Raw genomic sequence first — 25,744 nt, forward strand, 5'->3', positions numbered from 1 at the left:
ATGGAATATAGCCCAAAAGATAATACTTAATATTAGTGAAATAACTATTAAATCTTTTATATTCATTTTAATCTTTCATATCCATATTCTACAACTGCTTGACCTGTTACTCCACCAACATATCCTCAGATAAGAGTACCTCCAACTGCTATAACTCCTACAACGGCCAGAACAGGAAGGCCAACAGTTCCTCCAACAACGCCTATTACTACACCACCGATGGCTGTTCCAATGCTCCCTCCAATTCTTGCACCTAATAGGCCGCCATTAATTTTACCAGTTTGTTTTAAAATTTCTTTCCTTGTAACATCTGGAACACCTTTTTCATAGACCTGAGCCACTGAATTTACACTGCCATAAATATCCCAAGCAAAAACTAATCTTCCACCCCACTTTAAACTTTTACTTACTTTTGATGTTTCATCCATGTTTTTAATATAGTCATCGATACTCCTATAATTTTTTGCACAAAGATTTAAAAAATAAAATACCCCTAAGCGACTCAAATTTAAGTGACAACTTGGGTGTGAGCTCGGTCTAATTCTGTAAATTTATTTAAGACTGCCACACGTGCATGAATCTCGTTGACTTGGCTGTCAAAATTCCTAGCGCTGAGTTTATCGCCTAATAATTTGATACAATGTATCTTAGTTTCGACCAAACTGCGCAGATGATACCCAGACCACTTTTTCATCAGTCTGCTCATTAAATTATTGAACGAGATGATAATGTTTTCCAGCATTAAAACTATGAAAATAGAAATTCCAGTTCGAACCAAAATTCAGCAATAAACTTCCATCATCATGTGATACGACACTAAAGCCTTCAAATGGAACGCTATATTGGTCATACACAACTGAAGCTGGTAGTTGGTGTTTGCGTCTATCGCTGCTTTTTCAACTATCAATTCTTCACAGTTCCAAATTTATTACTTTTTTCCTTCCTCTTCATCCTTAATCTCCCATTTACTATTAGGATCATCTATTACAATTTGTATTTTCTCGCCATTCTTTAAAATTCGAATATTTTCTTTAACGACTTTACTCTCTAACTCAAGCAACTTGCTTCTAGCTATCTCTAACCCGAACTCATTCGCTAAAGTATAATATGCATATGCAAGGTCAAAATTTTGTTCTACTCCATCACCTTTTTCATACAATGAGGCTAAATTATAAGCAGCACGAGGTTCATTATTTTCTACTGCCTTTTCGTACTAGTAGACAGCTTTCGTCATAGACTTATCTATTACCTCGCCTTTCTTATACATAACTGCAACATTAAATTGTGAGGGTGCATAATTTTTTTCAGCAGCCTTTAGAGAATAGTCAAAATATTTTTTCTTATCTTTTATCCCTATCCAACCTTCATAATAACAGTTAGCAGTATTTGCAGCTCCCAAACCGTAGTCTAACCCGAATCTCGGATAAGAAATTGACTTGAAAAATAAGAGGACTAGAGCCATCAGTTGAGTTACCACACCAAACTTAAAGCTCTAGTCCTAATGTTCAATAGTACCGAATTATTCTGTGTAATCGATGATTTCTTTCTTAAATTTGAAGCAACTTATTGGAAATTTCTTAAACAAAGTCGTCACTCTATAAGAATTCGACCAGCCCAATTGAGTCTCTCCGAAATCAATTTTATCGCCATTTGGTATAAGTGTTCTCATATCAATAATTTCAAAGCATTCTTTTCATGGTTGAAACAGGATAAAAATCATTTATTCAAAAATTTACCCTGCTACCAACGGATGATTCACCTCATCAATATGCATCAATTGGCACTACATGCTTTACATGTCGCCTTAATGAAAGGCCAACGTAGCCAATATTTATGGGTTGATTCAACCACTTTACCTGTCTGTAAAAATCAACGGATTCAACGCCATAAATCATTAGCCAAAATTGCATCACGTGGTAAAAGTTCGATGGGATGGTTTTATGGCTGTAAATTACATATCACGATGAATCAATTGGGTGAAATAGCATGTTCTGCTTTATCTAATGGACATGTGGCTGACATAAAAATAGTTGAGCATTTAGTTGAAGGCTTAGAAGCAAAGCTTTATGCGGATCGTGGCTATATTAGCCAAGATTTAAAAAGCAAGTTAAAGAATCAAGGTATTGATTTGATTACCTATCATCGAAAGAATATGCAGTCTGTTCAACTCTGTACATCAGATGAATATCACTTAAAACAGCGCAATAAAATAGAAACGTTATTCAGCTTATTGAAAGGTCAATACAATTTAGTGACGAGTAAAGCACGTAGTATTCATGGATTTCTAAGTGGGATTTACACATCGTTATGCGCATATCAATTAACTCAACGAAATAAGCCAAAAATTCAAATTATGGAATCATTGGCTTAAACAGGATTCGGGTTAGTCTAACTTTGCTGATTTCTCATAATATTCGCGCGCTTTTTTAAGGTCCCTTTTAAAATAAAATCCGTTAAAATACATAAATCCAATTGAGTTAATAGCTTCTGGCACATTCTTATCCATTGCTTTTACAAAATAAGTATAAGCTTTCTCATAGTCCTGTTTCACGCCCTTTCCATGAACATATAAACTTCCCAAAGCATTTTGAGATTTAGTATCACCCTGATCAGCCAATTGTTTAAATATTTTATAAGCATCTTCATATTTATCTTGATCAAATAAATTTTGTGCTTTTTTAAATAAGGTATCAATATCCTGCTGGTTATTGCTATTTTCCTGTTTTTCTGTTTTTCTGTATTTCTGTATTTCTGTATTTCTGTATTTCTGTATTTCTGTATTTGTAGAATTACCACAAGCCACTAAAGAAAATGAAGATAAAAATAGAGTTAGAATAACTAAGAAAACATTCTTTTTAGTCTTAATCTTCATATTCAATCTATTTTCCTTTCACTAATTATCTAATATTGACCACCTTAATTTGGATGATCAATATACCACTTCAGGTTTTGTTGTGCTTTGGGATCACCTAAATCTGCCAGAGGCTTAATAATTTCAATAGCTTTCGCAGCATTTTTATTGACACCTTTGCCGCTAAAATACATCTCAGCCAATTGAATCTGCGCTAGGCTATAATCTTGATTTGCAGATTTAGTAAGCCATACAAAAGCTTTTTTATAGTCCTGCTCGACCCCTTCTCCATAGTAATAAGCTTGTCCAATATTAAATAGAGCACTTGCATTATCTGCATCAATATCTATAGCTTGAGAAAAATATGAAAGCGCCTTTTTATAATCTTGTTCAAAAACTATTCCTTCTTGATGATAAATTCCTAACATATTGATAGAATCGGCATTATTCATATTTGCAGCTTTTTCAAAATACGGTAAAGCCTGCTTATAATTTCCTTGTAAAAAGTCTAAGATACCTAAATTATGGATACCACCAACATAATTTTGATCAGCTGCTTTTTGAAACCATTTTTTAGCTTGTTTTAGATCAGTCTCTCCCCAAAAACCATGCTGATAACCATTGCCTAATGCGTTTTGAGCTTTAGCATCACCTTGATCCGCAAGTTGCTTAAATATTTTATATGCATCTTCATATTTATCTTCATCGAATAAATTTTGTGCTTTTTCAAATAAAGGATTAACGTCTTGTTGGCTATGGTTATCTTTCGGTTTTGTGGTATTAGCAGAATTACTACAAGCGACTAAAATAAATGAAGATAAAAACAGAGTCAGAACAATTAATAAAATATTCTTTTTAGTCTTAATCCACATATTCAATCCCCTTGCCTTTTCCTTTCATAAGACGTTCATTTCGATCATATAATAAAATCGGAATTGTATAGGATTTTGCAACAGAATGCGTGATTGAAACAGGTTTCCCTTCTGCTATTTTTTTAACTTTTTTAGCACTTACATCATATGCATCCTGAAATCCTCTACTCCTCACCGTTCTTTCCATAGTGTTTCCTTGACTATCAACATCACTCACTGTGGCATAACCATTAACCCGACTGATCGAGTAAACACCAACGTTTAGGGTATTAGTTAAAGTTAGCCCACTACCAGTCAGGTCAGAAACATGCTTAGCTTTCACATTAAGTGTGGTACTTCCCATAGAAACGCTCACATCTTTCTTTAAACTTTCTTTAAGTTTTTTTTCATCTTTTAACAATTGCGATAATTCATTTATATTTCCACCATTGGCTAAATGAGGGACTTTACTTGGGTCAACTTCACCACTTACGCCAACAGAAACGAATAACATCCAGTCTCCGTTATCATCATAAGCAATCCCAATATCTAACGCACTTCCAATAAAATATAGTGCTCCACTAAAAGTTATAAATATTTGTTTAGCAGAAGGTTCTTTGGCTTGATACTGTGTGATTGCTAAACCTTTTGCTTTTGAAAACATCAGCTCTTTTTTTAGAATTTCAGGAATATAGCGATCTCGATTATTTTTTACTTTTAAAATTTTTCCAACTGAAAGTATATTCATATTAGACAAAGGAATATTGTTCTGCATAGCAATCAGGCTAGGATTAACCTTAAACTTTTTTCCTAAACTCGATAGCGTATCCCCAGCTTTAACTTCATAGACAACATCCACAAAATCATTTGGATTACTTGATTTAATTGATATTTTTTCTTTTTTTACAGTATCGCCAATATAAAGTTTTTGTCCAATCTTAATTTTATTTTGATCTTTTATTTCATTATTTCTCATAAGTACATGAATATCTTTTTTAAATTTCTGAGCAATTGTTTTTAAAGTATCTCCGGACTGTACTTGATAGTAGTCAGACTGATGATTAGAAGCACCTTTATCGGCTGTAACAGCTTTCCCCAGTTTACTTATAGGAATATGCACTCTTAAAGGATATTCAATACTTTTTATATGAAGATAATTTTCATTGACGTGTATTTTTTTTACCAATGTCCATTGGCTAAATGATGTTGGTTTTCCTTTCACAAGGACTTCAATGGTACATATCCCACTCACAGTAAAAGGTTCTGTCTCGCCCTTCTTATTTGTAAATTTCCTAAGTTTGGAAGGTGCTATCATAGGGGTTGTCCATTTTTTTTGTAATTCAGGTGTCAATTTAAGAATATCATTACTCGTTTGAATCCTATACTCAAGGTTAGGGACAACCTCCTCAGAACCAAAATAAAAAAATGTGATGCGGAAATTTAATTTAGCCAACTTCAGTTCTCCAAATTACCATTTGGTTCTACGAAAAATTCCTCTTCGACAATAAAATCAGGATGTTCAATAAACAATTCCAATTCCTCCATCTCAGAAGACGAAATTCTTTTTGTGAGGCCTTCCGCATCTAAAAACCCTTCGTGGAAAGCCCCATTATTCTTATAAACTCTATATTTTGATTGAGAAAAATCAGATAACGTATCCAATTGACTTAAATCGTACTTCATACTTTTTTGATCTAAATCAAAATCTGTACTTGGCAATATTGGAAGTTCATATGTTACTTTATCCCCCCCCATAAACATATGTTGTCCAGCATTAGCCTCAAACTTCCCACCCGTTTTTGGAAAAATTCCTGAGCCATTCAAGGCAATCTGCGATGAGCCACCCGTAATCAAAACTTCTTTCGGACTACTGATTTCTATCCGATCTTCTGTAGACGAGATGGTAATTCCCAATTTAGCAAATACATCTAAAGCATCTGACTGTGCTTGAATTTCAACTTTACTTTGCGCGGCAATGGCTTTAATGCCACCTTGTGCAGCAAATAGACTCACTTTGCCTAAAGCTTGTCCCAAAAGATTCTTTTGGGTACTGAGGTTAATACTATCGCCCGCAGTATGGTTGATAATACCTGTGGCTGAAAGATGGATATCTTCAAGGGTACTTAAGGCAATCCCATCAACAGAACTGAGTAACATGATGGCTTTTTTATACTTGGCAACATCTTTTTCAATTTCTTCGGCAAAAGCTTTTAGTTGCTCAATCGATTCAATTTCATCGGTCTTTTGATTCTTGGCAATATCACTTAAGGCTTTACTATTGGTCTGGCTGCCTTCAAGCTGCTTTTTGGCAATCTCACTATCTAAATGTTCACCTTTGGCTTGAACTTGTTTGTAGGTCGAAAGTAGTAAGCCCTGTCCTGCACGTACTGCTCCCCATTGGTCAGTACGAAGCTCAAAGCCTTCACCACGATCATCACTTTCAGCTTTGTCTTTTGGGTGACTCAGTTTGCCCAAGTTGAGTTGGCTAGCGCCATGACTACTCTGTAACTGGCTGCTGATTTGCCCTGTCGTATCGTCAAACCTAAGTTGATTGTATCCACTGCCCTGATATTCTTTACTTTTTATCCCTGCCAACTTTTTAGTATCAGGTAGTTTACCTTTGTTGTCGAACTTGGTTGGATGACGTTGTGCTTCATGGATACGTCCCACCACAAATGGTCGGTCGATATTACCATCAAAGAAATCAATGACCACGATCTCACCAATGCGTGGTAGGAATCTTGCCCCATAGCTCTCACCTGCCCATGGGGTCAGTACATCTACCCAAGCAGAATCCGTATCGTTATCATTGGAACCAGCACCACCATCATGAGTGTTGTCTTCGTTACGAGTAAATAGGAATCGAACTTTGATGCGTCCCCATTCATCAACATAGATTTCTTCTCCACTTGGGCCAACAACTTTGGCACGTTGTGGTGATGCTATCGGTCTATGTTGTAGCGGATTGTATTCTGGAACAGTAACAATGTTACGTCGTTGAAGCGTGAGTGTGTTGGCTTGGCGTTCATCTGTATTATTGTTTGCAATCTTGCTTGTTTGCCAATTACTTTGTTGAAGCAAGGCACCCACTTGATCATTCAGGTCTTTAGGTAAATTATTTTGGTTGTGAAAAATCTTAGCAGTGATTAGAAACTGTTTATCTGCATCTAGATGTTGATCTATTTCGGGGTGTTCATTGAACTCAAACCAGTAGCCTACATGTGCATCACGTACTGTAGAGGTTGCACAAAATTGTTTAGCTTGTGCATTGTAGTAGTGACTTAAGGTTTGATTAAACTTTTCAATCTGACTATTGCCTGATTTGGTCGCACCATCTTCACCGTTTAAGTCCTGTATCCATGCAGGGCTAAAGTGCCATGCCTGCTCCAAACCTAAACTAGCATTGTCATAATTTTCACTATGGCTATGCTTGCTTTGAACACTTCCCGCACCTTCTTCAGTTGCCAAGACATCGGCTTGCCAACGTTGTACATGTACAGAAGTCGGTTGAATTGAACGCTGACCTACAAAATGAGTAATATAATCGCTTTTTTCTACGGCACTACTGCGATGAAAGCGGATAATGCGACGGTCTAGGACGTTAAATTGCGAATTATCATCAATTAATCTTAACCTTTGCGGCTGGATCTGTTCACTAGAACTAAGCACTTTAAGTTGTGCTTCATCAATCAGCCAGTTAATACCTTCACTTCTCATCAACCGCGTCAGAAAGTCAAAATCGCTTTCCGAGGCCTGCATAATAAATGGACGAACATCATAATCTTGGGTTAAGCCACTTTTATCCAAAGTCAAACTTAAAGCGAAGAGCGCACTACGTTGCACCCACTCTTGAAACACGATTTGGATCACGTCCACAACCGACTTATTCATAAACACGCGACTATTACGACGATGGTTCCATAAGGCTGTAGAATCTTTGACAGTCAAACGATAGATTGTAAGAGAACCATCACTCGCACCTATATCTGCTTGGGTCACAATACCTGAAACACGAGTTAACTCAGATTTGTCTGTGACAATATCAACAGCAGTTTGGCACCCAATAAATTGTTTTAATGGAATTTGAGCGTTGGTTGAAAGACAAATCAATTGTAGATGAGTACTCTCATTGAGGCTATGCATCCCATCAATACGCTGTAGGAAAACTTGATTATTTAGAGATGTATTTGAGAATTGCACATGGATCGCACGTTTCTGTGCTATCAGTCCAAGTTGCTCTAATGCAGCATAAATATTGTTAGACATAAGCGATTTATTATTTAATTTTAGAATGTGGTCATTTATACAAATTGGCCCGAATTCTAATCTAGTTACTTCCATATTTGAATGATAATTTATGTTTTTTATTGTTAATCTATTTGATTATATTCCTAAAACAGTGCAATCAAATAATATTAAAATGGCTTAGATAGCCATAAATAAATCCGAAAAAATGCACAAACACAGCAATAAAAAAACTTAATATGTATTTTGCTTCAATAACTTATCAATAAAATGTTAAATATAAATGATCAATAAATAGAACCATAATATTACGATCAAAGTATGATAATACTTAAAATTTATTCAGATTAAAAAATGGCTAAAAAATCAATTATTTTAATTAAACAGCCTAACTAAACCACTTGAACATTATGAGCCAAACTAATCCAACATCTACAAATAATAAAAAGGCCGCATTTAAGCGGCCTTTTTACATCTAAAATAATATGGTGCAGATTACATCATTCCTCACTGCTTGATTACTACATATCACCTTTCCAGAAATTAAAAGTAAGGTATTGTTTTACATTATTTTTTATTATTACTTTATATAACCTGGCATGCAATGACATTTCAGAAAAATGTGAGTAAGATTGTGAGTAAATCTATTTAAAAAACTTGTTACTCACACACCATGCTAAACGATTTCAAAATCAAACAATTAAAGCCCAAAGAAAAAATTTATAGAGTTGCAGATCATTCAGGTTTATGCATTGAGATACGTCCCACAGGTGCCAAATTTTGGCGGTATAGATACCGTTATTTAAATAATGCCAAAATGCTAACCATCGGGCAATATCCAGAAATTAGTCTCGCGTATGCACGTAGTAAAACGATGGAATATCGAGAAAAGCTAGCTAAAGGTACTAATCCTATTCAATCTCAGAAAGAAGAGCGTACAGCTGCTATTCAATCAAATGCAGATAGCTTTAAAAATGTCGCTGAAGAATATCTAGAGAAGTACAAAACAGGGAAATCTAGAGACTGGTTTGTGAATAGAACTCGATATTTTTCTAAAGACATTTATCCAATTATAGGAAAAACACCTATCAAGGATGTCAATTCAACTGATATTAGAGTCATTATAGACAACACTATTACACGCATACGCAAAAGTAAACGTGGTACTGGAGAAGTGAAAGCAACTCTTGTACGACAGATTTGCGCTGAAGTACTACAGTATGGAATTATTACCCAACGTATAACGACCGATCCAACATATGCATTAAGACGTTATATCCGTAGACCTGATGTTCAACATGCCCAACCACTCAGTGATGAAGATAAAAAAATCATTCTTCCAACCATAAAAAGTTATAGAGGTTGCACCAGCACTAAAAATGCTATCTTAACTTTGCTTTACAGTATGCTCCGTACAATTGAAGTACGAAGAGCCAAAAAAACATTTATTAATTTTGAAGATGAAACTTGGACCATTCCCAGAGTAACTAATGAGGAAATCTTAGCTGGCAAAAGAAATATGAAAAAGAATCGTATTCATATTATTCCCTTGTCCTCACAGTTGATTGATCTTTTAAAAGAACAGTTCTCCCTCTACCCGGACAGTGAATATATTTTCCCTGGCGACGATGGAATCTCAATGATCGGAAAGAATACCCTTAATTCTGCTTTAGATAATTTGGGTACTGGCCATATTTCTATGCACCACTTTCGCGCTACAGCATCAACAGAATTGCATGAAGCAAACTTCAATACTGATTGGGTGGAAATACAACTTGCCCATGCCAAAGTCAACAAGACACGCGCCTCTTACGATCATGCCAAATGGCTGAAAGACAGGAAAGCTATGCTACAAACTTGGGCTAATATGATTGATAATTGGGAAAATTAATAAACTACTTTAAAATAAAGTATACATATGAAAGAGTGGTGTTCCTAAACGAACACCACATTATTTCAATTACCACTGGCTTTGTTGCACAAACCTACCTCTAAAGGCTTATTCAGCAATATAATTCTCAGATGATAAGCCTACACCTAAAATTTTTCGTACAACAAATTGGTCATCCTACAATCGTGCTTTGATCAATCGTGGTAATTTAACAATTTAGTTTGATCCTAAAACCCAATGGTACGCTCCCCCCAAAGGCAAACATGGTCGAAATCAAACTTATTCCGACACAGCCATCCAATGCTGTTTAATGATCAAATCCTTATTTCGTCTTTCTTTACGGATGGTCACTGGTTTTGTTCAATGCCTCATTAGACTGTGTGGTCGAAATTGGACAGCTCCGGATTATTTAACCATTTGCAGAAGACAAAAGCATATTGATATTCAAATTTGCTATGAAAAGACTTGTAATGCATTGCATCTACTCGTCGATTACACGGGCTTGAAGTTTTTAGGTGAAGGTGAATGGAAACGTAAGAAACATAAGCCTGAATATCGTCGCCAATCGCGTATACTGCATATCGGTATAGATGCTAAAACCCTGCAAATACGAGCAGTTCAGCTTACAACGAATAATGTCAGTGATTCGCAAGTTCTTGGAGATTTACTTGATCAAATTCCGTTGGATAAGCAAACTTATTCAGTCTATACAGATGGGGCTTATGACACAAAACAATGCCGTCAGGTCATTGTAGATCGGCAAACGTATGTAGTGATTCCACCCAGAAAAAATGCAAAGCCTTGGAAAGATAACTAAGTTCATTCGCGGGAGCGAAATGAATTACTTCGAACAGTTAAACGTTTCGGCAGAACACTATGGAAAAAATGTTCAGGCTATCATCGCCGAAGTTTAGTCGAAACTAAGATGCACTGCATCAAATTATTAGGCGATAAATTAATGGCAAGAAGCTTTCCTAGTCAGGTGAATGAGATTCATGCACGTGTGGCAGTATTAAATAAATACACAGAGTTAGGCCGACCTCATACCAAAGTTGTCACTTAAATATGAGGCGCCTAGGAGAACTTTGCCTTTAAATACTTTATGCAACAAAGCCCATCAGCATCAGTAAGTAAGACAGCCCCACCTCTTCAATATCATAATAATTAATTGATTTAAAACAAATTTTAAAAATGGACGTTTTAACAATTATAAAAAAATTTTTATATAACGGACAACGAGATAGCTTATAATTCCAAATCTTTTTGAACTTCTATCATTCTAGTTATTACCCTAGTAGATAAAATTTTCATTAAACCTAATTCAATTAATTTTTTAAAGTAAGTAATATATTTAGGCTAAAGATTGGAAATCAAATGAAACCTGGCTATAAGTTTTTTTATTTTAGTTTTATATTTTTAGTGGCTTGTGGTGAAAATGACAATTTTTCTGCTGGTGTAAGCTTAGGTGGATCAGGAACAGGGTCTTTTCAAGCAGGAACAACACCACCAAGACCTTCAGATATTCCAGATCCAGGGGGGAACATAATTGATGAATACATTATTTGGTCTAATGGAAAACTAGAAGACCAATGTGGTGATGTAAAAATAAGTATGCAGTTTTTACATAGCCAAACTAAACAACCTCTTGAAATTGGCCAAGGAAGTTTCGTACCACAGCCTTCTGAAGCTGAACCAACTAATGTGTCAATTCAAATTACCACAGAAAACTTAAGTCAAAGACCTGTCTTTGAATATTTCACAGAATGTAAATCAAATTTAAGACTGCAAGATCAAACAGGAAATGAATTTAAAGATATACAAGAATTGGTATGCCCAAATGATAGTATGGTGAGACAATATGGCTCACTTGAAAAAAAGACCTATCAATATAATTTTTCTGTTCCTTTAGCTCTAGGCCAAAGAAAAATTATTTATAAACCTGATTTTTCTACCGAAATTCAAGTACCAAAAGAGCAACGTTTGAACTGTGAAGAATTGATATATGAAATCAATATAGAGCCATATTAAGGAATACTCTTAAATTTTAAACTACTGGTTTTTTTCAGTTTATCATACGAGTTTTTCACACTACAACTTTCTAAAGACCACCTCACTATCGTAAGATGGTCTTAAAACATGTAAAAGGAAAACTTAATGGTAACTCCTTTCTACCTTTCTCTTAAGGCTTCTTGAGCCTTATTAAATGGCTTGATTAAATAATCCAACACCGTTTTTTCGCCTGTTTTAATATCTACCGTTGCAACCATTCCAGGTGTGATATTAAACTTCTGCCCTTCTTTATTGATCAACTTATCTGAATCCGTTCGAATATAAACACGGTAGTAAAACTGATCTTGCTTCACCTCGTCTCTTAAAGTATCTGGGGAAATAATGGAAACTTTTCCCTTCAATCCACCATAGATTGAATAGTCATATGCAGTAATCTTAACAAGAGCTTCTTGTCCTGGATGAATAAAAGCAATGTCTCGTGGAGAAATACGAGCCTCTACCAAAAGCTTTTCATCAAGTGGAACAATTGTCATCAACTTACCATTCTGAGAAATCACTCCACCAATAGTCATCACATCAATTTCTTTTACAATCCCTCTCACTGGTGACTTAAATAGAGTCCGACTTAATGAGTCCGACTTCCCTTTTACGACCTGAGACTGAGTTTCAATGTCTATATTTGCTTTTGCTAGTTCTTCACGAGCTTTTACTGAATATTGGTTTCGCACATCACTCATTTGATTGCGCAAATCAGTCGCTTGACGTTTAAGTCTTAAAACTTCCACTTCACTTGCTGCACCTTTCTCAACCAAAGGCTCAGTCATTTGTAGCTCTTGTTCAACTAAAGCAAGTGCCTGCTTCAATCCAGCTAAGGATTCTTCCAAATTAGATCGACGGGAATGATACAGCGCTGTTTCTTCCTCAACTAAACTACGCTCTTTTAATACTTCACTTGGAAATACTAAAGCATTCCCATTCACTTCTGCGCGTAATCGCGCTGCAGTTGCTTGAGAAGCAAGAAGTAAGGATGCTGACTCACCAACATTTGATGCAAAACGAGTCGGATCAAGCTGAGCCAGTATTTGGCCTTTTTCGATAATTTCGCCCTCATGCACATAGAGCTTCGTTAAGATACCACCTTCAAGAGACTGAATAACTTGCTCTTTAGAAGATGAAATAACTTTGCCAGTTCCTGTTGAGACCTCTTCAAGTTTAAAAAGCCACGCCCAGATGAGTAATGCCAAAAGACCAGCACAAATAATCCAAATAAATAAACTAGCTCTTGGTAATGCGGGCTCTAATTCTTTAGCCTTTACAGTATCTTGTCTTTTTATAGATTTTCTAATCATGATGCTGTACTCACGCCATTAGAGGGGGTATTACCTAATACTTGATTCTTGGGGCCATCCATAACAATTTTTCCATCATGTACCACAATAATTCGATCCACCAACTCCAGTACTGCTCGACGATGCGTTGCAATGACCAAAGTTTTTTGTCCTAACCAGCCCTTAAGGTTCTCAATCAGTTGTTTTTCAGAAACGTCATCTATCGCGGCTGTAGGCTCATCAAGCAATAAAATATTTGGTTGGCGAAGTAATAATCGAGACAAAAGTAAAGCTTGACGCTGGCCACCAGAAAAACCGACACCACCTTCTAAAATTTGATGATCTAAACCTTCTTTCTTATCTAATACAAAGCTTAATGCCCCTGTGAGCTTGAGCACATTTAAAAGCTCTTGGTCAGTCGCCAAAGGTGAGCCTAATGTTAAATTTTCACGTACAGAACCAAAAAATAAATATGCATTCTGATTGAGTAAGCCCATATCTCGACGTACATCTGTTGGATCAATTAACCCCAACTCCACCCCATCTAATTTGATTTTCCCTTGAACAGATTCCTGCATTCCTGATAACAACTGCAATAGCGTAGATTTACCTGCACCATTACGGCCTAAAATCGCAATTTTCTCACCAGCTTGAATTTCAAGTTTGGGAATGATGAGAGTAGGTTTTGCATCATCTTCGCTATATTTGAAGACAGTATTATTAAGTTCATAATGTCCATTCAAAACAGGCCTATGAATTAAATGTGTATTTGGTACTTGGTCAACAGGTTTCTTCATAAGCTCATCTAAACTTGTCTTAGCAACTTTAGCTTGCTGAAAACGCCCTAGAACTCCTGAAATCTGTGCAATTGGTCCAAGCATGCGCGATGATAAAATTGAACAAGCAACTAATGCACCTGTAGTCATTTCTCCTTTCATTACAGCAAAACATCCTACAAGTACGACTATCGCAAAAGTAAGTCCTTGTACTTTCTGGGTCCACGCCCCCACAATTCCAACTAATTTCCGCTGGCGCATTGAAATATCTGCAGCAGCTTCATTCATATGATTCCATTGGTTCTGAAATCGGGATTCCGCACGTAATAACTTAATATCTTCTATACCTTGAACAGCTTCCACTAGTGTTGCATTGCGAATAGCGCCTTCACGCATTCCTTCAGATGCTAATTTTGCCAATGGCTTTTGAATCAAAATTCCAGGAATAATCATTAAAGGTACAACCAAAACCATAACCCAAAACAGATTGCCACCGATCAGCCAGAAAATTGCCAAAAACAAAAAGAAGAAAGGTAAATCTGCAATCGCTGAAATGGTTGTAGAAGTGACTAATTCACGAACACCTTCCAATTCACGTATCTGAGAAATAAATGTACCTGTGGATTTGGATCGCTCTTTATTTTTAATTCTTAAGGCATGACCAAATACCTTATCTGAGATTTTTAGATCTGCACGTTTTCCGATAATGTCTGATAAATAAATACGTGCGACTCGTAAACAAAATTCAAATATTGCTGCAATGAGTACACCACCGGCTAATACCCATAAAGTTGGAACAGACTGTGCAGGAATAACTCGATCATAAACATTCATTGAAAATAAAATTGTCGCCAATGCAAGTATATTGGCCATTAATGATGCAAACATCACATCCAAATAGCGCTTCCAATCCCTGAGTACAATCGTCCAAAACCAGTTCTGCTCATATGGTTTAATATATTCATCAATACGGACATCAGGAATTGATTTCTCAGGTCTCAAAATATAAACATTGTTCACATTTTGTTTTAATAGCTCTACAGTAAGTACCTGTGCTAATCCCTGATCACCACTGAACTGAATATTTGCATTCCCATTGACATCGAGTTGATTCAATACGCCAACTTGTCCATCTTGCATTTGAATTAGAAGTGGTAAACGCCACGGATTCAAAATATCTTCACTAAATTCAGTTTTTCTTAGACTCATCCCGATCTGACGGCTCACCAAAATCAAAATATCATCAATTGACTGGTTCGGATTCCAATCGAGTTGCAGACGTAAACGCTCTTCAGATGGTTCGATACGATAATGTTTTGCAATAGCTAGAACGGCTTGAAGCCATGGCTGATAATTCATAGTTTTGCTCATGGTAAAATCTCAAACCCTTGAATAGAAATATTATTTAGTTGATAAAGTGCTCTTGAACCACCCGTAACATAGATATATTGAATTAGGGCCGCATAAATATCATATCTAGCATTCTCAATTTCCTGTGCGGCAGTATGAATTGCTTGTTCAGAGTTCAATAAATCAACCACTGTGCGTGTACCTAATTTATATTGTTCTTGATACAACTCTTTTGTTCGTGCCGTGGTTTCTTTTCTTAACGCTAGAACATCCATTTGTTTTTGCTTATTTTCGACCTGTACACGAATGAGCTGTATTTGATCCAAGACATCTAAATAAACAGTGTTAACCGCCGCTTTTGCTGCTTCTTCCGCATAATTTGCAGAACGAATTTTTGATCGGGTTGCCCCTCCTTGGAAAAAGTTGCTATTCGCTTCCAACATGACAGAGCTATAAAAACCATCATCTTCATTATTATTCGGATTTTTCCCATTCAAAGCTTGATTTAAGCTACCTTTAATATTAATTGTTGGATAAGCGCTCAGTTTTGTTTGTTCTTTTTGAAATTTAGCAACTTGCACTGATGCCTGAGCTACGATCATCTTAGGAATTTGAGTGAAGTTTGGGTCATTGTATAAACCCGCATTACGAATGATCGTATCTGGAATATGCATCTTCACATGAGAGACGTCATAGCCTAGTAGCATTTGTAATTTTTGCTGATATTGCTTTAATTGCGTTTCTTGTATTAGTAAATTTGATTGGGCCGCTTCTAAATTTGACTGCGCCTGAATCGGATCTGCCTGACTACTAATACCCGCATTAGCCCGTAAATTGGCGATTTCCGCAATTCGAGCAATTCCTTTGATTTGTTGATTAGCAATACGAACGATTTCTTGATAACGGTTAATATTGACCATCGCATTCGCTGTTTGATATGCAATATCATCAATGCTATCTAATGTATTTGCTTGTTCTTGTAATAACTTCGCTTCTTCTATATTGATATCGCTTTTGATTTTACCAAAATCATATAAAACCTGTGTCGCGGATAAACTGTAAAGTTGTCTTCCCCGTTCGCCAGTCGTTAAATCAGCTGTACTAATACCACCAGAGATTTGAGGAAAATATTGTGCTTTCGCCGCATCAATGTTTGCACTTTGGCCTGCAATAGTAGCAATACTCTGAGTGATTTCAGGTCGACGCTGTAGCGCTTGATGAATTGCATCAAAAAGTGTTAGCTCAGCTTCAGAGTTAATGCTTATTTTTTCCATACCTTTAAGTTGTGGTTGAATACCACTCGATTTGATAACTGGCAAAGTATCTTGCGCTGTCTGCTCACCCCATGAGAATTTGCTGAGTTCTTGAATACTCACTTGATTCAAATCTGCAGGTTGCGACGAAAAAAACTGTTCGATGTTTGCTTTAGCTGAGTCTAAATAATTTTTTGGTTTTGCTGCATAAATAGGCGTTATTGGTGCACAAAACGGAAGAAATAGCACAAGCCATATCTTTGATTTTATAAAATTCATGATTTAAGCATCTTGGTAAATTCATACCGTGGGAGTTTTCAAATGCTGTGTCATAGCATTAAATGAGTACTGTAATTGCAGCCATTTTCATTGCAAATTTTTATCTATCTTTGTCCAAAGTTAACTTAAGATAAATTCAAATTTAAAACGAATGAAAGGAGCGTTATGTTTGACATAACGCTCCTTGTGAAGGATTAGCCTAAAACCAATCCATCACTTAGCGATTAGCCAATGATGATTTGGTTATTAATTAAATCCTGTAATTCCGATGCGGTTTTACCTTCAATAATTAACAAATCTGCCCAATCATGGGTTGTACCACCAGTTGCATCAGCAGCACCATCACGGTCGACTTTCAATACTGCTTTGCCGTTTACATCTTCAACTTTAATGTATTCAGAAATATTCGACTTATCAGCAAGTAGACCTTCAAAGAAATCTGCACCAAACTCAATTTTGTCATTAGCTGCATAATCGACCCATGTATCGGTTCCATTACCACCCATTGCATCAGCGGCATTTAACACATCATAAATAATAGTGTCATTACCGCGGCCTGTGGAAATAATATCGTCTCCTGAACCACCGTAGATACGATCATCTCCAGCACCAGCAATAATGATGTCATTACCAGAACCACCATAAATGGTGTCATTACCACCGTTAGTCGCTGAATCAGCCGCATCTGCATCAACAAATTTCTGGAAGTTGGCTTTTACAAAGTCATAAATTTCCTGTTGTGTTGGTTCTGCACCACCAGTCACTTCAGCTTTTAAATGTGCAATCAGTTTTGAGTAGCCTGAGTACTTTGGATATAACAGAGGGTCTAAGCCTGTAATCCAATCTGTATTCATGGCATCACCAAACAGAATGTCATCACCCGCCCCGCCTTTGACAACATCACTTCCAACATTTGCAGGAGAAAAGTTTTCAGAACCACCAATAAGATAAGCGATTAGTTTATTTGCATCAGCAATCGCTTTGGCATCACCATGATTATCTTTAGACCAATTTGAAATCTTATCTCCATTTTCAGCAGTGTTATCATAGCGTGAGACGGTATTACTCGACACAGCAGAGCTGACACCGACAGCAAAAACTTTACTTTTCTCAGTCAATCCTACAAAGTCTGCATCGTATGATTGTTTTTGTGTTTCATTTGCAGTGCCAACTAATGCATCACCACCAGTTCCTTTTGGACTTGGTTCACCATCAGTTAGAAAGTAAGTCTGATTTTCATAACTAGAATTCGCTGTGACAGAGCCACTTTCTAAACCAGTTAAACTACCATCAAACCAATTTTCTGCTTTTTTCCAGCCAAGATCTGGACGAGTACCACCTCCAGCCTGTAGAGCATCAATATAATTAAATATTTCTTGTAAATTACCTTTACCAACACCCCATGATTTATTGTATTGATTACCTGCATTGTTACCAGTATTGGTTGATGAGAATGATGCGAGTTGTAAATTTATTACTCCGTCATGATCTACCATTTGCTGAATAAAAGCTTTTAAACCTTTCTTTGCTATATCTAAACGTGACGTACCTGCTGGAGGATTACTCGTACCATCCATTGCAAAAAGCATGCTCCCAGATAAATCTAAAACAATAGATATATTGTAGTCATTACCTGCAACAAAATTGGTTTTTAAACCACCTGTGTCACCAGACAGTACATCATTACCTGAAGTTCCAGTTAAAGTATCATTTCCATTACCATCAACCTCGGCTTTTGCATCCTCATTAACAATATTAAACTGATCATTATCTTGACGTTCGTTACCGTTACGGTCATCAACTTTGGCAACAACGTCTGTTGCATTACCTTCTGCTTGAGTTAATGTATAGGTGTATTCACCATTCACATTCGTAAACACTTCTTTAGTAAAAGTTAATGTTTCACCGTTTTCATCAATACTAGTAATTTCTAATGTGACTTTACTATTTGATGCCACATCTTCTGTGGTCCCTGTAATTTGAGTACTATTTGTATCAACAATATCAACGGTGATTGAACCATCAACCAAGTCTAGACCTGTGTCTTCTGGGGTGCTCGGATCGTTGTCGTTGTCACCTTGTGCTGCAATGCTATCCGTTGCTGGAGTAACTGCCTGACCATTACGGTCTGTCGTATTCGCTTCAACATTGACTGCTGAACCATCTACGATTGGCTTGCCACTTACTGGATCAACATCAGTCATTTCCAACTGTGCTGTATNCTTATTTTTTTTTTTTTTTTAATGATACGGCGACCACCGAGATCTACACAAGGCTATTCGTCGGCAGCGTCAGATGTGTATAAGACAAAGATTATATCCTCCATGAAAATACAATCAATAAACTTAATAAGGCATGGAGTCAAAAAAAATTTAGAGACAGAGATAAAGTAAGAAAACCTCACCATCTACCTCTAACAAAGAAGGCCAAGGCAGAACTTGAAGAACTATCAGCTTTCAAAAAACTGTCAGAATCTGAGATGTTAGAGCAACTCATCCACCAAATGTTTCTTAAGGAAATGTGTGACGAGAAAGAGAATAGTAAATATTAAGTGTATATTTAATTTGGTAAAATTTTCAAAATATGTAGAGACTTTTATGTTCAAAGAGAGTCTCTACATGCATTTCATCCTTATTAAAAACACCACTTTCTTACTTGTTCCCCATACCACTCCATAATTTTTATACGTTCATCCCAATATTGTGCACGGTTATAGGCTGATCGAATTCTATTTTGAGGGACATGGGCAAGCTGACGCTCAATCGCGTCAGGATTAAACAAATTAGACTCATTTACGACTGTACTAAATAGCGATCTAAATCCATGTGTAGTCATTCGTCCTGCATAACCTGAACGCTTAATCACAGCTAAGATCGATTCACTACGCATAGGTTCTTTATTATTTAAACGATGTGGAAATAGCAGTTCCTGATTATGAGTAAGTCTTAAAGCTTTCAGTTCCTCAATCATCATGTCCGTCAATGGCACACGATGTGGCAATCGGTTCTTCATGCGGTCTTCAGGAATATCCCACTTACGCCCTTCCAAATCAAATTCATCCCAACGTGCTTGTAGTAACTCACTGACTCTAACACCAGTCAGCATAATTAAAATGATGGCATGATGTGTCTGAGCATCACTTGGATAAGCTCTAACTTTTCTTAGAAATTCAGGCATATCTGAAGCAGGTAATGATGCTAAATTTTTCACACGCTTATTTTTTAGTGCATAGACCAAATCACCTGCAGGATTATCGTAGCGATAGCCGTGTGCAATAGCGTACTTCATGACCATGCCACAGCGAGATAAGGTACGTTTGGCTACTTCAAGTGAGCCTCTTGCCTCAATCTTTTTTATGATCTGTAAAATTTCTGGTGCTTGAATCTGATTAATACGCTTATTTTCTAATGAAAGATACAATTCATCTAGAGATGCTCTGACATTGCTAATGTGCTTCGGGGACCACGTTTCTTTCTGATTCTCAAACCAATCTTCAGCTACTTCTTTAAAGAAAGGCTTTATGTCCTCATGAAGTACTGATTTTGAATGTTTATACTTAAGTTCATAAGCCATTTCTCTAGCTTTTTTCAAACTAAGTTCTGGGTATGGTCCTAGTGACTCAGATTGACGCTGCCCATGAACGGTATAGCGGACATTCCAATACTTCTGACCTTTAGTCGTAATAATCAGCGATAAACCATGTGAATCTGATAGACGATATTGCTTATCTTTCGGTTGAGCTTTTCTACATTCTGCATCTGTGAGTGACATATCTTTAACCAGAATTTGTTGTGTTAATTTCTGGGTAAATTTTGCCAATTTTTACCCACACAAAGCAAAAATAGGGTCAAATCGCTTAAGACAGCATCGGACAATACAGCCAATAAAAAAGCCCTTAAACATTGAGTTTAAAGGCTTTTTTATACTCCGACGGATTACTTCGGAAAGAATTTTGGTGGAGGTGGCGGGAGTTGAACCCGCGTCCGCCAGCACTACGCTCGAGAATACTACATGCTTAGATATCGTCTACTGTTTTAACTCTTTGTGACCCGACGAACAGGGTACAAATCGCGATCCTCTTAATTTAGTACAAAACCCCGAGGCTTGGTTTTATACGGACTTGTGTGCGTGCGCTTCAGTCGGACTCTCTAACCACAAGTATTCGGAGAGGCGGACAAGCTGCCCTTAGGCAGCTAGAGCGTATGATTCGTCGTTTGCGACTAAAAAATGCAAATTTGATTTACGAGAGAAAATGCGCTCTCGACATGCATCTATGAGTTTCATCACCAGCGTCGAAGCCAGAAACACCCCCAAAGTAGCGACAATCATAGCATAGTTGCTAGAAAATACGATCTATTTTCTAAACAAACACACATATTGATGCGCTTAATTACATAATTGCGCTAATATTTTGGTTTTCAAGTCCAACAATAAAATAATTTATGAGCTACTTACTTGCACTCGACCAAGGAACCACTTCGAGTCGTGCCATTATTTTCAATGAACAAGGTCAAGTTCAGGCAACGGCGCAACGCGAAACACGTATACATACCCCCCAATCAGGCTGGGTAGAACAAGATGCCCAAGAGATTTGGAGCTCACAAATTGCTGTTGTACAGCAGGCTCTGGCCTCTGCTCGTATTTTAGCCAAAGACATCAAAGCCATTGGTCTTACTAACCAAAGAGAAACGACTGTCGTATGGGATAAACGTACAGGACAGCCGCTTGCACCAGCCATTATCTGGCAAGACCGTCGCGCATTTGAATGGTGCAATCAGCTCCTACAGCAAAACTTAAAAGATAAGATTCAATCCAAAACTGGACTCCGAATTGACCCTTACTTTAGTGCAGGAAAATTGGTCTGGTTACTTGAGCATGTCAATGGTCTACGCAGACTGGCTGAACAGGGGCATGTGGCCTTTGGCACGATTGATAGTTGGCTGATTTGGAATCTTACCCAAGGTGCTCAACATGTCATGGAAGTCAGCAATGCCTCTCGCACCATGCTCATGAACTTAAGTACCCAGCAGTGGGATGAAGAGCTATTAGATTTATTTAATATTCCGTCTGCATTACTACCGAAAATCATCAACTCAGATACCTACGTCGCAGATACCGCGGCAGGCTTGCTCGGTGCCAATATTCCGATCACAGGCATATTAGGCGACCAGCAGTCTGCACTGTTTGGACAGTCCTGTTTTGACATTGGGACTGCAAAAAACACGTATGGCACAGGTTGTTTTATGCTGTTCAATACAGGCGAGACCGTTCAATACAGTAACAACAAACTGCTTTCGACACTGGGTTGGAAAACGCAAAATCAAACCACTTATGCCCTAGAAGGCAGTGTATTTATGGCAGGTGCGATTGTTCAGTGGCTACGGGATAATTTAGGCATTATTCAAAAAAGTAGCGATGTTGAAAAATTAGCTTGTACAGTTAAAGATACCGATGGCGTTATGCTTGTTCCTGCATTTACTGGACTTGGTGCGCCACATTGGGACAGTGAAGCGCGTGCCCTCTTATGTGGAATGTCACGCGGCACCAATAAGGCCCATATTGCTCGTGCAGCCTTAGAATCCATTGCCTTTCAAGTCTCGGATGTACTGACAGCCATGCAAGCCGATATCCAGCAGCCGCTGAAAGAGCTCCGTGTCGATGGTGGCGCCAGTCAAAATGACATGCTCATGCAGTTTCAAGCCGATATTTTAAATGTGCCTGTACTACGCCCTAAGATGCAGGAGTCGACCGCATGGGGCGCGGCTGCTATGGCAGGCTTAAGGTCTGGCGTATTTTCAAGTTTGGATGAAATTGCACAGTCTTGGCAGCTTGAACGTGCTTTTGAACCGAAAATGAGTCCAGATCAACGTGAGTTTCATTTGCAACAATGGCAATCTGCCTTAAAGCGTGCAAAGTCAGAACTTTGATTATTTAACGCTATTGTTTTGAGATAACAAAAACATCATAAAACTGCATAACATGTAGAATAAAAAACCGCTTCAAGAAAGCGGTTTTTTATTACCTTAATGCGCATGCCCGCCACCGCCTGCCCCTATTTTAGGTTTAGGACAGAGCCAAATAATAGATGCTGCAAATAGGAACACCAAGGCCAAGATTAGGAAAATATAGTTTGCCGATAGAGTCAACGCTTCTTTATCCACCAAACTAGAAATATAACCTAATGCACCTTCCGCGCTCATTCCCTGCTGCATCAACACCGACTGAGTTTGATCTGTATGCAAACTACCGACCATTTCGCTACGTGCAACTTTGGTATGATCGTCCCAAATAGTGACAGCAATAGAGGCACCTATCGCACCTGCCATGGTTCTTAAGAAGTTCATTAAACCTGCGGCAGATGCCATTTCATGCGGCAATACCGATGACAGTGCCATATTTGATAATGGGATAAAGAAAAATGGTACAGCAAAGCCTTGCAAGATTTGCGGCAATGCCAATGCAAAAAAGTCTGCATCTGTGGTCCAGAACGAGCGCATCAAGGTCACCCCGCCCAAGATGCTCAAACCAAAACTGGCCAGTGCACGTTGGTCATATTTGGTTGCCAATTTCGCCACAATGGGTGACATAGCTAAACTACCAAAACCCATGGTTGCGGTTAAATAACCGGCCCAAGTTGCGGTATAGCCCAAATTGATCTGTAACCACTGCGGAATCAGCACAATACTGCCAAAAAATGCGCCAAAGCCAAAGGCCAGTGCCAAGACAGAAATCGTGAAACTACGGTATCTAAAGATTTGGATATTCACCACTGGATGCCGTTCGGTCAGCTCCCAAATGGTAAAAATCACCAAGCCAATCACAGCCGTTAAAGCCAGTACCACGATCGCTGGGCTATTAAACCAATCGCGTTCATGCCCCAGATCGAGCATGAGCTGTAATGCTCCAATCCATAAAATCAGGAGGATCAATCCACCGCGATCAATTTTGAGTTTGGCCGTGGCGGTTTCCGCAGGTTTAAGCAAACGCATCGCAGCAAAAGCACACGCGATCCCAACAGGAATATTAATAAAGAAAATCCAATGCCAAGACATGTTGTCACTGATGGTTCCTCCTAAAATCGGACCAAGAATCGGGCCAACCACCGTCGTCATTGCCCACATGCCCATGGCTTGGGATTGCTTTTCTGGAGGGAAAATCCGCATCAGTAACATCTGACTGAGCGGCATGATCGGGCCACCAAATAAACCTTGACCAATTCGGCAGAAAACCAGCATTTCTAAACTGGTCGATAAACCACACAGTACCGAAAATATGGTGAAGCCAATCAGACTTAAGGTAAAAACCCTCACTCCACCAAAACGACCTGCGAGCCAGCCTGTTAAGGGAACACAAATCGCTTCAGCCACGGCATAAGAGGTAATCACCCATGTTCCTTGTGAACTCGATACTGCAAGGCTTCCCGTAATATGAGGCACAGAAACATTGGCAATGGTCATGTCCAGCACGACCATAAAGTTGGCCAAAGCAAGGACGAAAGCCGCCAGCATCAGGCGACCACCCTTTAAGTCACCATAGGGAACGTAGCTATTCATGCGCAACTACTTCGATTTCAAATCGATTTGAGCTTCCATCGACAAGCCAACACGTAAAGGATGTTCAGCCAACTCTTTCGGGTCGAGTTGAATACGTACAGGCAAACGCTGTACCACTTTAATCCAGTTGCCTGTGGCATTTTGTGCAGGAATCAGCGCGAAGGCAGAACCTGTTCCACCAGAGAAGCCCAAGACCGTGCCATGGAACTCAACCGAGTCGCCATACAAATCTGAGGTTAAAACCGCTTTTTGACCTGGACGTACATTTTCCAGCTGGCTTTCTTTAAAGTTCGCGTCCACATATAACTGTGAAATTGGCACCACCACCATGAGCACAGAACCCGGTGCCACACGCTGTCCAACTTGAATTTTTCGGCTCGTCACCACCCCATCAAATGGTGCTTTAATTTCAGTACGTTCTAAATCAAGTAAAGCTTGTTTCAGTTTTGCTTGAGCAACCAAAACATCGGGAGTCGAATTTTCATTGCTGCCTTGAATTAAAGCTTCATTTGCAGCCAAATTGCTTTGCGCAGCTTTCTGACTGGATTTAGCCTGCGCCCAACCCGCTTGCGCCAAGTTATAGCCCGCTTGTGCATTATTTAAAGCAGCTTGTGCCGTGCTTAATTCTTCTTTAGAAATCGCGCCTGTCGCACTCAACTGCTGACGACGATTCAAGTCATCTTGCGCTTTATCTAACTCTGCTTTGGCTTTAGCCACTTGTGCTTCAGCACTGTGAATAGCATCATCACTCACAAAGACTTGCGAGTTTAGAGAGCTGCTGTTGGCCGCACTTTGTTTATACTGGCGCTGTGCTTTAAGTAATTCGGCCTGAGCTTGCGCTACAGCAATTTCAGCATCACGATGATCGACCAAAACCAGCACATCACCTTTTTTTACAGTTTGCGTGTCACTGACCAAAACTTTTTCAACTTGGCCTGTCACCATAGAGGTAATCGAGGCCGTTTCCGCGCCCACATAAGCATTATCAGTTGAAACCGAATGGTTAAAGAACAGTTTCCAAATCAAGAATAAAATGGCAGCAATGATCAGGATCACAGCCACGAAACCTAAGCTTTTCTTACGTTTAGCTTTCAGTGCTTGATCATTGATTTGATCGGCTGGATCAGTATCTGGCAGTGTATTTGAGGCATCTGTCATTGATTTTTCCTAAATCTAACAGACTTGGTCAGCCGGCATCATCCCTGCGAAAGGGACATCAGACAAGTATTGTCTGCATTGGTGTCGATGAGAAAGTCACAATAAAATTTGATGCATTCTAAGAGCAAATAATCACATTTTGAGAAAATAAATTGTAACTGCTCAGTCTATTTTAGTTTTCAGCATCCAACTTCCTATT

General features: G+C 38.3%; 16 protein-coding genes, 1 other RNA gene and 3 pseudogenes. 5 read left to right on the forward strand and 15 right to left on the reverse strand.

Features of this window, described 5'->3' with window-relative positions:
* Positions 1-125 precede the first annotated feature (125 nt).
* The 3 genes and pseudogenes from GVX98_RS08795 to GVX98_RS08805 form a co-directional block, all read right to left on the reverse strand.
* The gene (locus GVX98_RS08795) at positions 126-506 is read right to left on the reverse strand and encodes a hypothetical protein (RefSeq protein ID WP_155118242.1); all 381 of its coding nucleotides are present in this window, start codon (positions 504-506) and stop codon (positions 126-128) included.
* A 2-nt stretch (positions 507-508) separates the two neighbouring features.
* A pseudogene (locus tag GVX98_RS08800) lies at positions 509-691 on the reverse strand (IS5/IS1182 family transposase); the annotation flags it as partial.
* 237 nt (positions 692-928) lie between these two features.
* Positions 929-1,411 (reverse strand): annotated as a pseudogene (locus GVX98_RS08805) (tetratricopeptide repeat protein); the annotation flags it as partial.
* 90 nt (positions 1,412-1,501) lie between these two features.
* Between GVX98_RS08805 and GVX98_RS08810 the strand changes: the two are divergent.
* Positions 1,502-2,371 (forward strand): IS982 family transposase, encoded by an 870-nt coding sequence (locus GVX98_RS08810; RefSeq protein WP_035326623.1) that lies wholly within the window; start codon positions 1,502-1,504, stop codon positions 2,369-2,371.
* A gap of 12 nt (positions 2,372-2,383) precedes the next feature.
* Here GVX98_RS08810 and GVX98_RS16925 read toward each other — a convergent pair whose 3' ends face one another.
* From GVX98_RS16925 to GVX98_RS08830, 4 genes are read right to left on the reverse strand one after another with little or no spacing between them, the layout of a single operon-like run.
* The gene (locus GVX98_RS16925) at positions 2,384-2,872 is read right to left on the reverse strand and encodes a tetratricopeptide repeat protein (protein WP_228716288.1); all 489 of its coding nucleotides are present in this window, start codon (positions 2,870-2,872) and stop codon (positions 2,384-2,386) included.
* A gap of 44 nt (positions 2,873-2,916) precedes the next feature.
* Positions 2,917-3,723, reverse strand: coding sequence for a tetratricopeptide repeat protein (locus tag GVX98_RS08820; RefSeq protein ID WP_159127838.1), 807 nt, complete (start codon positions 3,721-3,723; stop codon positions 2,917-2,919).
* Positions 3,713-5,155: a LysM peptidoglycan-binding domain-containing protein gene (locus GVX98_RS08825; protein WP_004980955.1), complete on the reverse strand. Its 1,443-nt coding sequence runs from the start codon at positions 5,153-5,155 to the stop codon at positions 3,713-3,715. Before GVX98_RS08825 ends, GVX98_RS08820 begins: the two co-directional genes overlap by 11 nt.
* A gap of 2 nt (positions 5,156-5,157) precedes the next feature.
* The gene (locus GVX98_RS08830) at positions 5,158-7,968 is read right to left on the reverse strand and encodes a type VI secretion system Vgr family protein (RefSeq protein ID WP_159127839.1); all 2,811 of its coding nucleotides are present in this window, start codon (positions 7,966-7,968) and stop codon (positions 5,158-5,160) included.
* 652 nt (positions 7,969-8,620) lie between these two features.
* Here GVX98_RS08830 and GVX98_RS08835 point away from each other — a divergent pair.
* From GVX98_RS08835 to GVX98_RS08845, 3 genes and pseudogenes are all read left to right on the forward strand, one after another.
* A complete protein-coding gene (locus tag GVX98_RS08835) occupies positions 8,621-9,838 on the forward strand; it encodes an integrase arm-type DNA-binding domain-containing protein (RefSeq protein WP_159127840.1) in 1,218 nt (405 codons plus the stop codon).
* Positions 9,839-9,989: 151 nt separating this feature from the next.
* Positions 9,990-10,901, forward strand: a pseudogene (locus tag GVX98_RS08840) (IS5 family transposase).
* A gap of 311 nt (positions 10,902-11,212) precedes the next feature.
* The gene (locus GVX98_RS08845) at positions 11,213-11,866 is read left to right on the forward strand and encodes a hypothetical protein (protein ID WP_159127841.1); all 654 of its coding nucleotides are present in this window, start codon (positions 11,213-11,215) and stop codon (positions 11,864-11,866) included.
* Between the two features lie 140 nt (positions 11,867-12,006).
* On the opposite strand, the gene GVX98_RS08850 is transcribed toward GVX98_RS08845, so the two are convergent.
* The 6 genes from GVX98_RS08850 to ssrA form a co-directional block, all read right to left on the reverse strand.
* Positions 12,007-13,197, reverse strand: a complete 1,191-nt coding sequence (locus tag GVX98_RS08850; RefSeq protein WP_159127842.1) for an HlyD family type I secretion periplasmic adaptor subunit — start codon at positions 13,195-13,197, stop codon at positions 12,007-12,009.
* Positions 13,194-15,323, reverse strand: coding sequence for a type I secretion system permease/ATPase (locus tag GVX98_RS08855; RefSeq protein WP_159127843.1), 2,130 nt, complete (start codon positions 15,321-15,323; stop codon positions 13,194-13,196). Before GVX98_RS08855 ends, GVX98_RS08850 begins: the two co-directional genes overlap by 4 nt.
* Positions 15,320-16,834 carry a TolC family outer membrane protein gene (locus GVX98_RS08860; RefSeq protein WP_159127844.1) on the reverse strand — a complete coding sequence of 505 codons (1,515 nt, stop codon included), beginning with the start codon at positions 16,832-16,834 and terminating at the stop codon, positions 15,320-15,322. The genes GVX98_RS08855 and GVX98_RS08860 overlap by 4 nt, the downstream gene beginning before the upstream one ends.
* A gap of 224 nt (positions 16,835-17,058) precedes the next feature.
* On the reverse strand, positions 17,059-19,038 hold the full coding sequence (locus GVX98_RS08865) for a type I secretion C-terminal target domain-containing protein (RefSeq protein WP_159127845.1): 1,980 nt from the start codon (positions 19,036-19,038) through the stop codon (positions 17,059-17,061).
* 430 nt (positions 19,039-19,468) lie between these two features.
* The gene (locus tag GVX98_RS08870) at positions 19,469-20,605 is read right to left on the reverse strand and encodes a tyrosine-type recombinase/integrase (protein ID WP_078426400.1); all 1,137 of its coding nucleotides are present in this window, start codon (positions 20,603-20,605) and stop codon (positions 19,469-19,471) included.
* 182 nt (positions 20,606-20,787) lie between these two features.
* Positions 20,788-21,146: a transfer-messenger RNA gene (gene ssrA, locus GVX98_RS08875) on the reverse strand.
* 130 nt (positions 21,147-21,276) lie between these two features.
* On the opposite strand from ssrA, the gene glpK reads away from it, so the two are divergent.
* Complete coding sequence (gene glpK / locus GVX98_RS08880; RefSeq protein ID WP_004984334.1) at positions 21,277-22,761, forward strand: glycerol kinase GlpK; 1,485 nt, start codon at positions 21,277-21,279, stop codon at positions 22,759-22,761.
* Positions 22,762-22,857: 96 nt separating this feature from the next.
* Here glpK and GVX98_RS08885 read toward each other — a convergent pair whose 3' ends face one another.
* Together GVX98_RS08885 and GVX98_RS08890 are read right to left on the reverse strand one after the other, a co-directional pair.
* Positions 22,858-24,387 (reverse strand): DHA2 family efflux MFS transporter permease subunit, encoded by a 1,530-nt coding sequence (locus GVX98_RS08885; protein WP_004984332.1) that lies wholly within the window; start codon positions 24,385-24,387, stop codon positions 22,858-22,860.
* Between the two features lie 6 nt (positions 24,388-24,393).
* A complete protein-coding gene (locus GVX98_RS08890) occupies positions 24,394-25,545 on the reverse strand; it encodes an efflux RND transporter periplasmic adaptor subunit (protein ID WP_004984327.1) in 1,152 nt (383 codons plus the stop codon).
* Positions 25,546-25,744: the final 199 nt, after the last annotated feature.

The organism is Acinetobacter sp. 8I-beige (assembly GCF_902505955.1).
In the GTDB taxonomy this organism is placed as follows: Bacteria; Pseudomonadota; Gammaproteobacteria; order Pseudomonadales; family Moraxellaceae; genus Acinetobacter; species Acinetobacter johnsonii.

What these genes read in the sequence shown, in the direction of transcription:
- GVX98_RS08810 (WP_035326623.1), top strand. Translation starts at nt 1,502, where the DNA reads ATGTTCAATAGTACCGAATTATTCTGTGTAATCGATGATTTCTTTCTT.
- GVX98_RS16925 (WP_228716288.1), bottom strand. Translation starts at nt 2,872, where the DNA reads ATGAAGATTAAGACTAAAAAGAATGTTTTCTTAGTTATTCTAACTCTA.
- GVX98_RS08820 (WP_159127838.1), bottom strand. Translation starts at nt 3,723, where the DNA reads ATGTGGATTAAGACTAAAAAGAATATTTTATTAATTGTTCTGACTCTG.
- GVX98_RS08830 (WP_159127839.1), bottom strand. Translation starts at nt 7,968, where the DNA reads ATGTCTAACAATATTTATGCTGCATTAGAGCAACTTGGACTGATAGCA.
- GVX98_RS08835 (WP_159127840.1), top strand. Translation starts at nt 8,621, where the DNA reads ATGCTAAACGATTTCAAAATCAAACAATTAAAGCCCAAAGAAAAAATT.
- GVX98_RS08845 (WP_159127841.1), top strand. Translation starts at nt 11,213, where the DNA reads ATGAAACCTGGCTATAAGTTTTTTTATTTTAGTTTTATATTTTTAGTG.
- GVX98_RS08850 (WP_159127842.1), bottom strand. Translation starts at nt 13,197, where the DNA reads ATGATTAGAAAATCTATAAAAAGACAAGATACTGTAAAGGCTAAAGAA.
- GVX98_RS08855 (WP_159127843.1), bottom strand. Translation starts at nt 15,323, where the DNA reads ATGAGCAAAACTATGAATTATCAGCCATGGCTTCAAGCCGTTCTAGCT.
- GVX98_RS08860 (WP_159127844.1), bottom strand. Translation starts at nt 16,834, where the DNA reads ATGAATTTTATAAAATCAAAGATATGGCTTGTGCTATTTCTTCCGTTT.
- GVX98_RS08865 (WP_159127845.1), bottom strand. Translation starts at nt 19,038, where the DNA reads ATGACTGATGTTGATCCAGTAAGTGGCAAGCCAATCGTAGATGGTTCA.
- GVX98_RS08870 (WP_078426400.1), bottom strand. Translation starts at nt 20,605, where the DNA reads ATGTCACTCACAGATGCAGAATGTAGAAAAGCTCAACCGAAAGATAAG.
- glpK (WP_004984334.1), top strand. Translation starts at nt 21,277, where the DNA reads ATGAGCTACTTACTTGCACTCGACCAAGGAACCACTTCGAGTCGTGCC.
- GVX98_RS08885 (WP_004984332.1), bottom strand. Translation starts at nt 24,387, where the DNA reads ATGAATAGCTACGTTCCCTATGGTGACTTAAAGGGTGGTCGCCTGATG.
- GVX98_RS08890 (WP_004984327.1), bottom strand. Translation starts at nt 25,545, where the DNA reads ATGACAGATGCCTCAAATACACTGCCAGATACTGATCCAGCCGATCAA.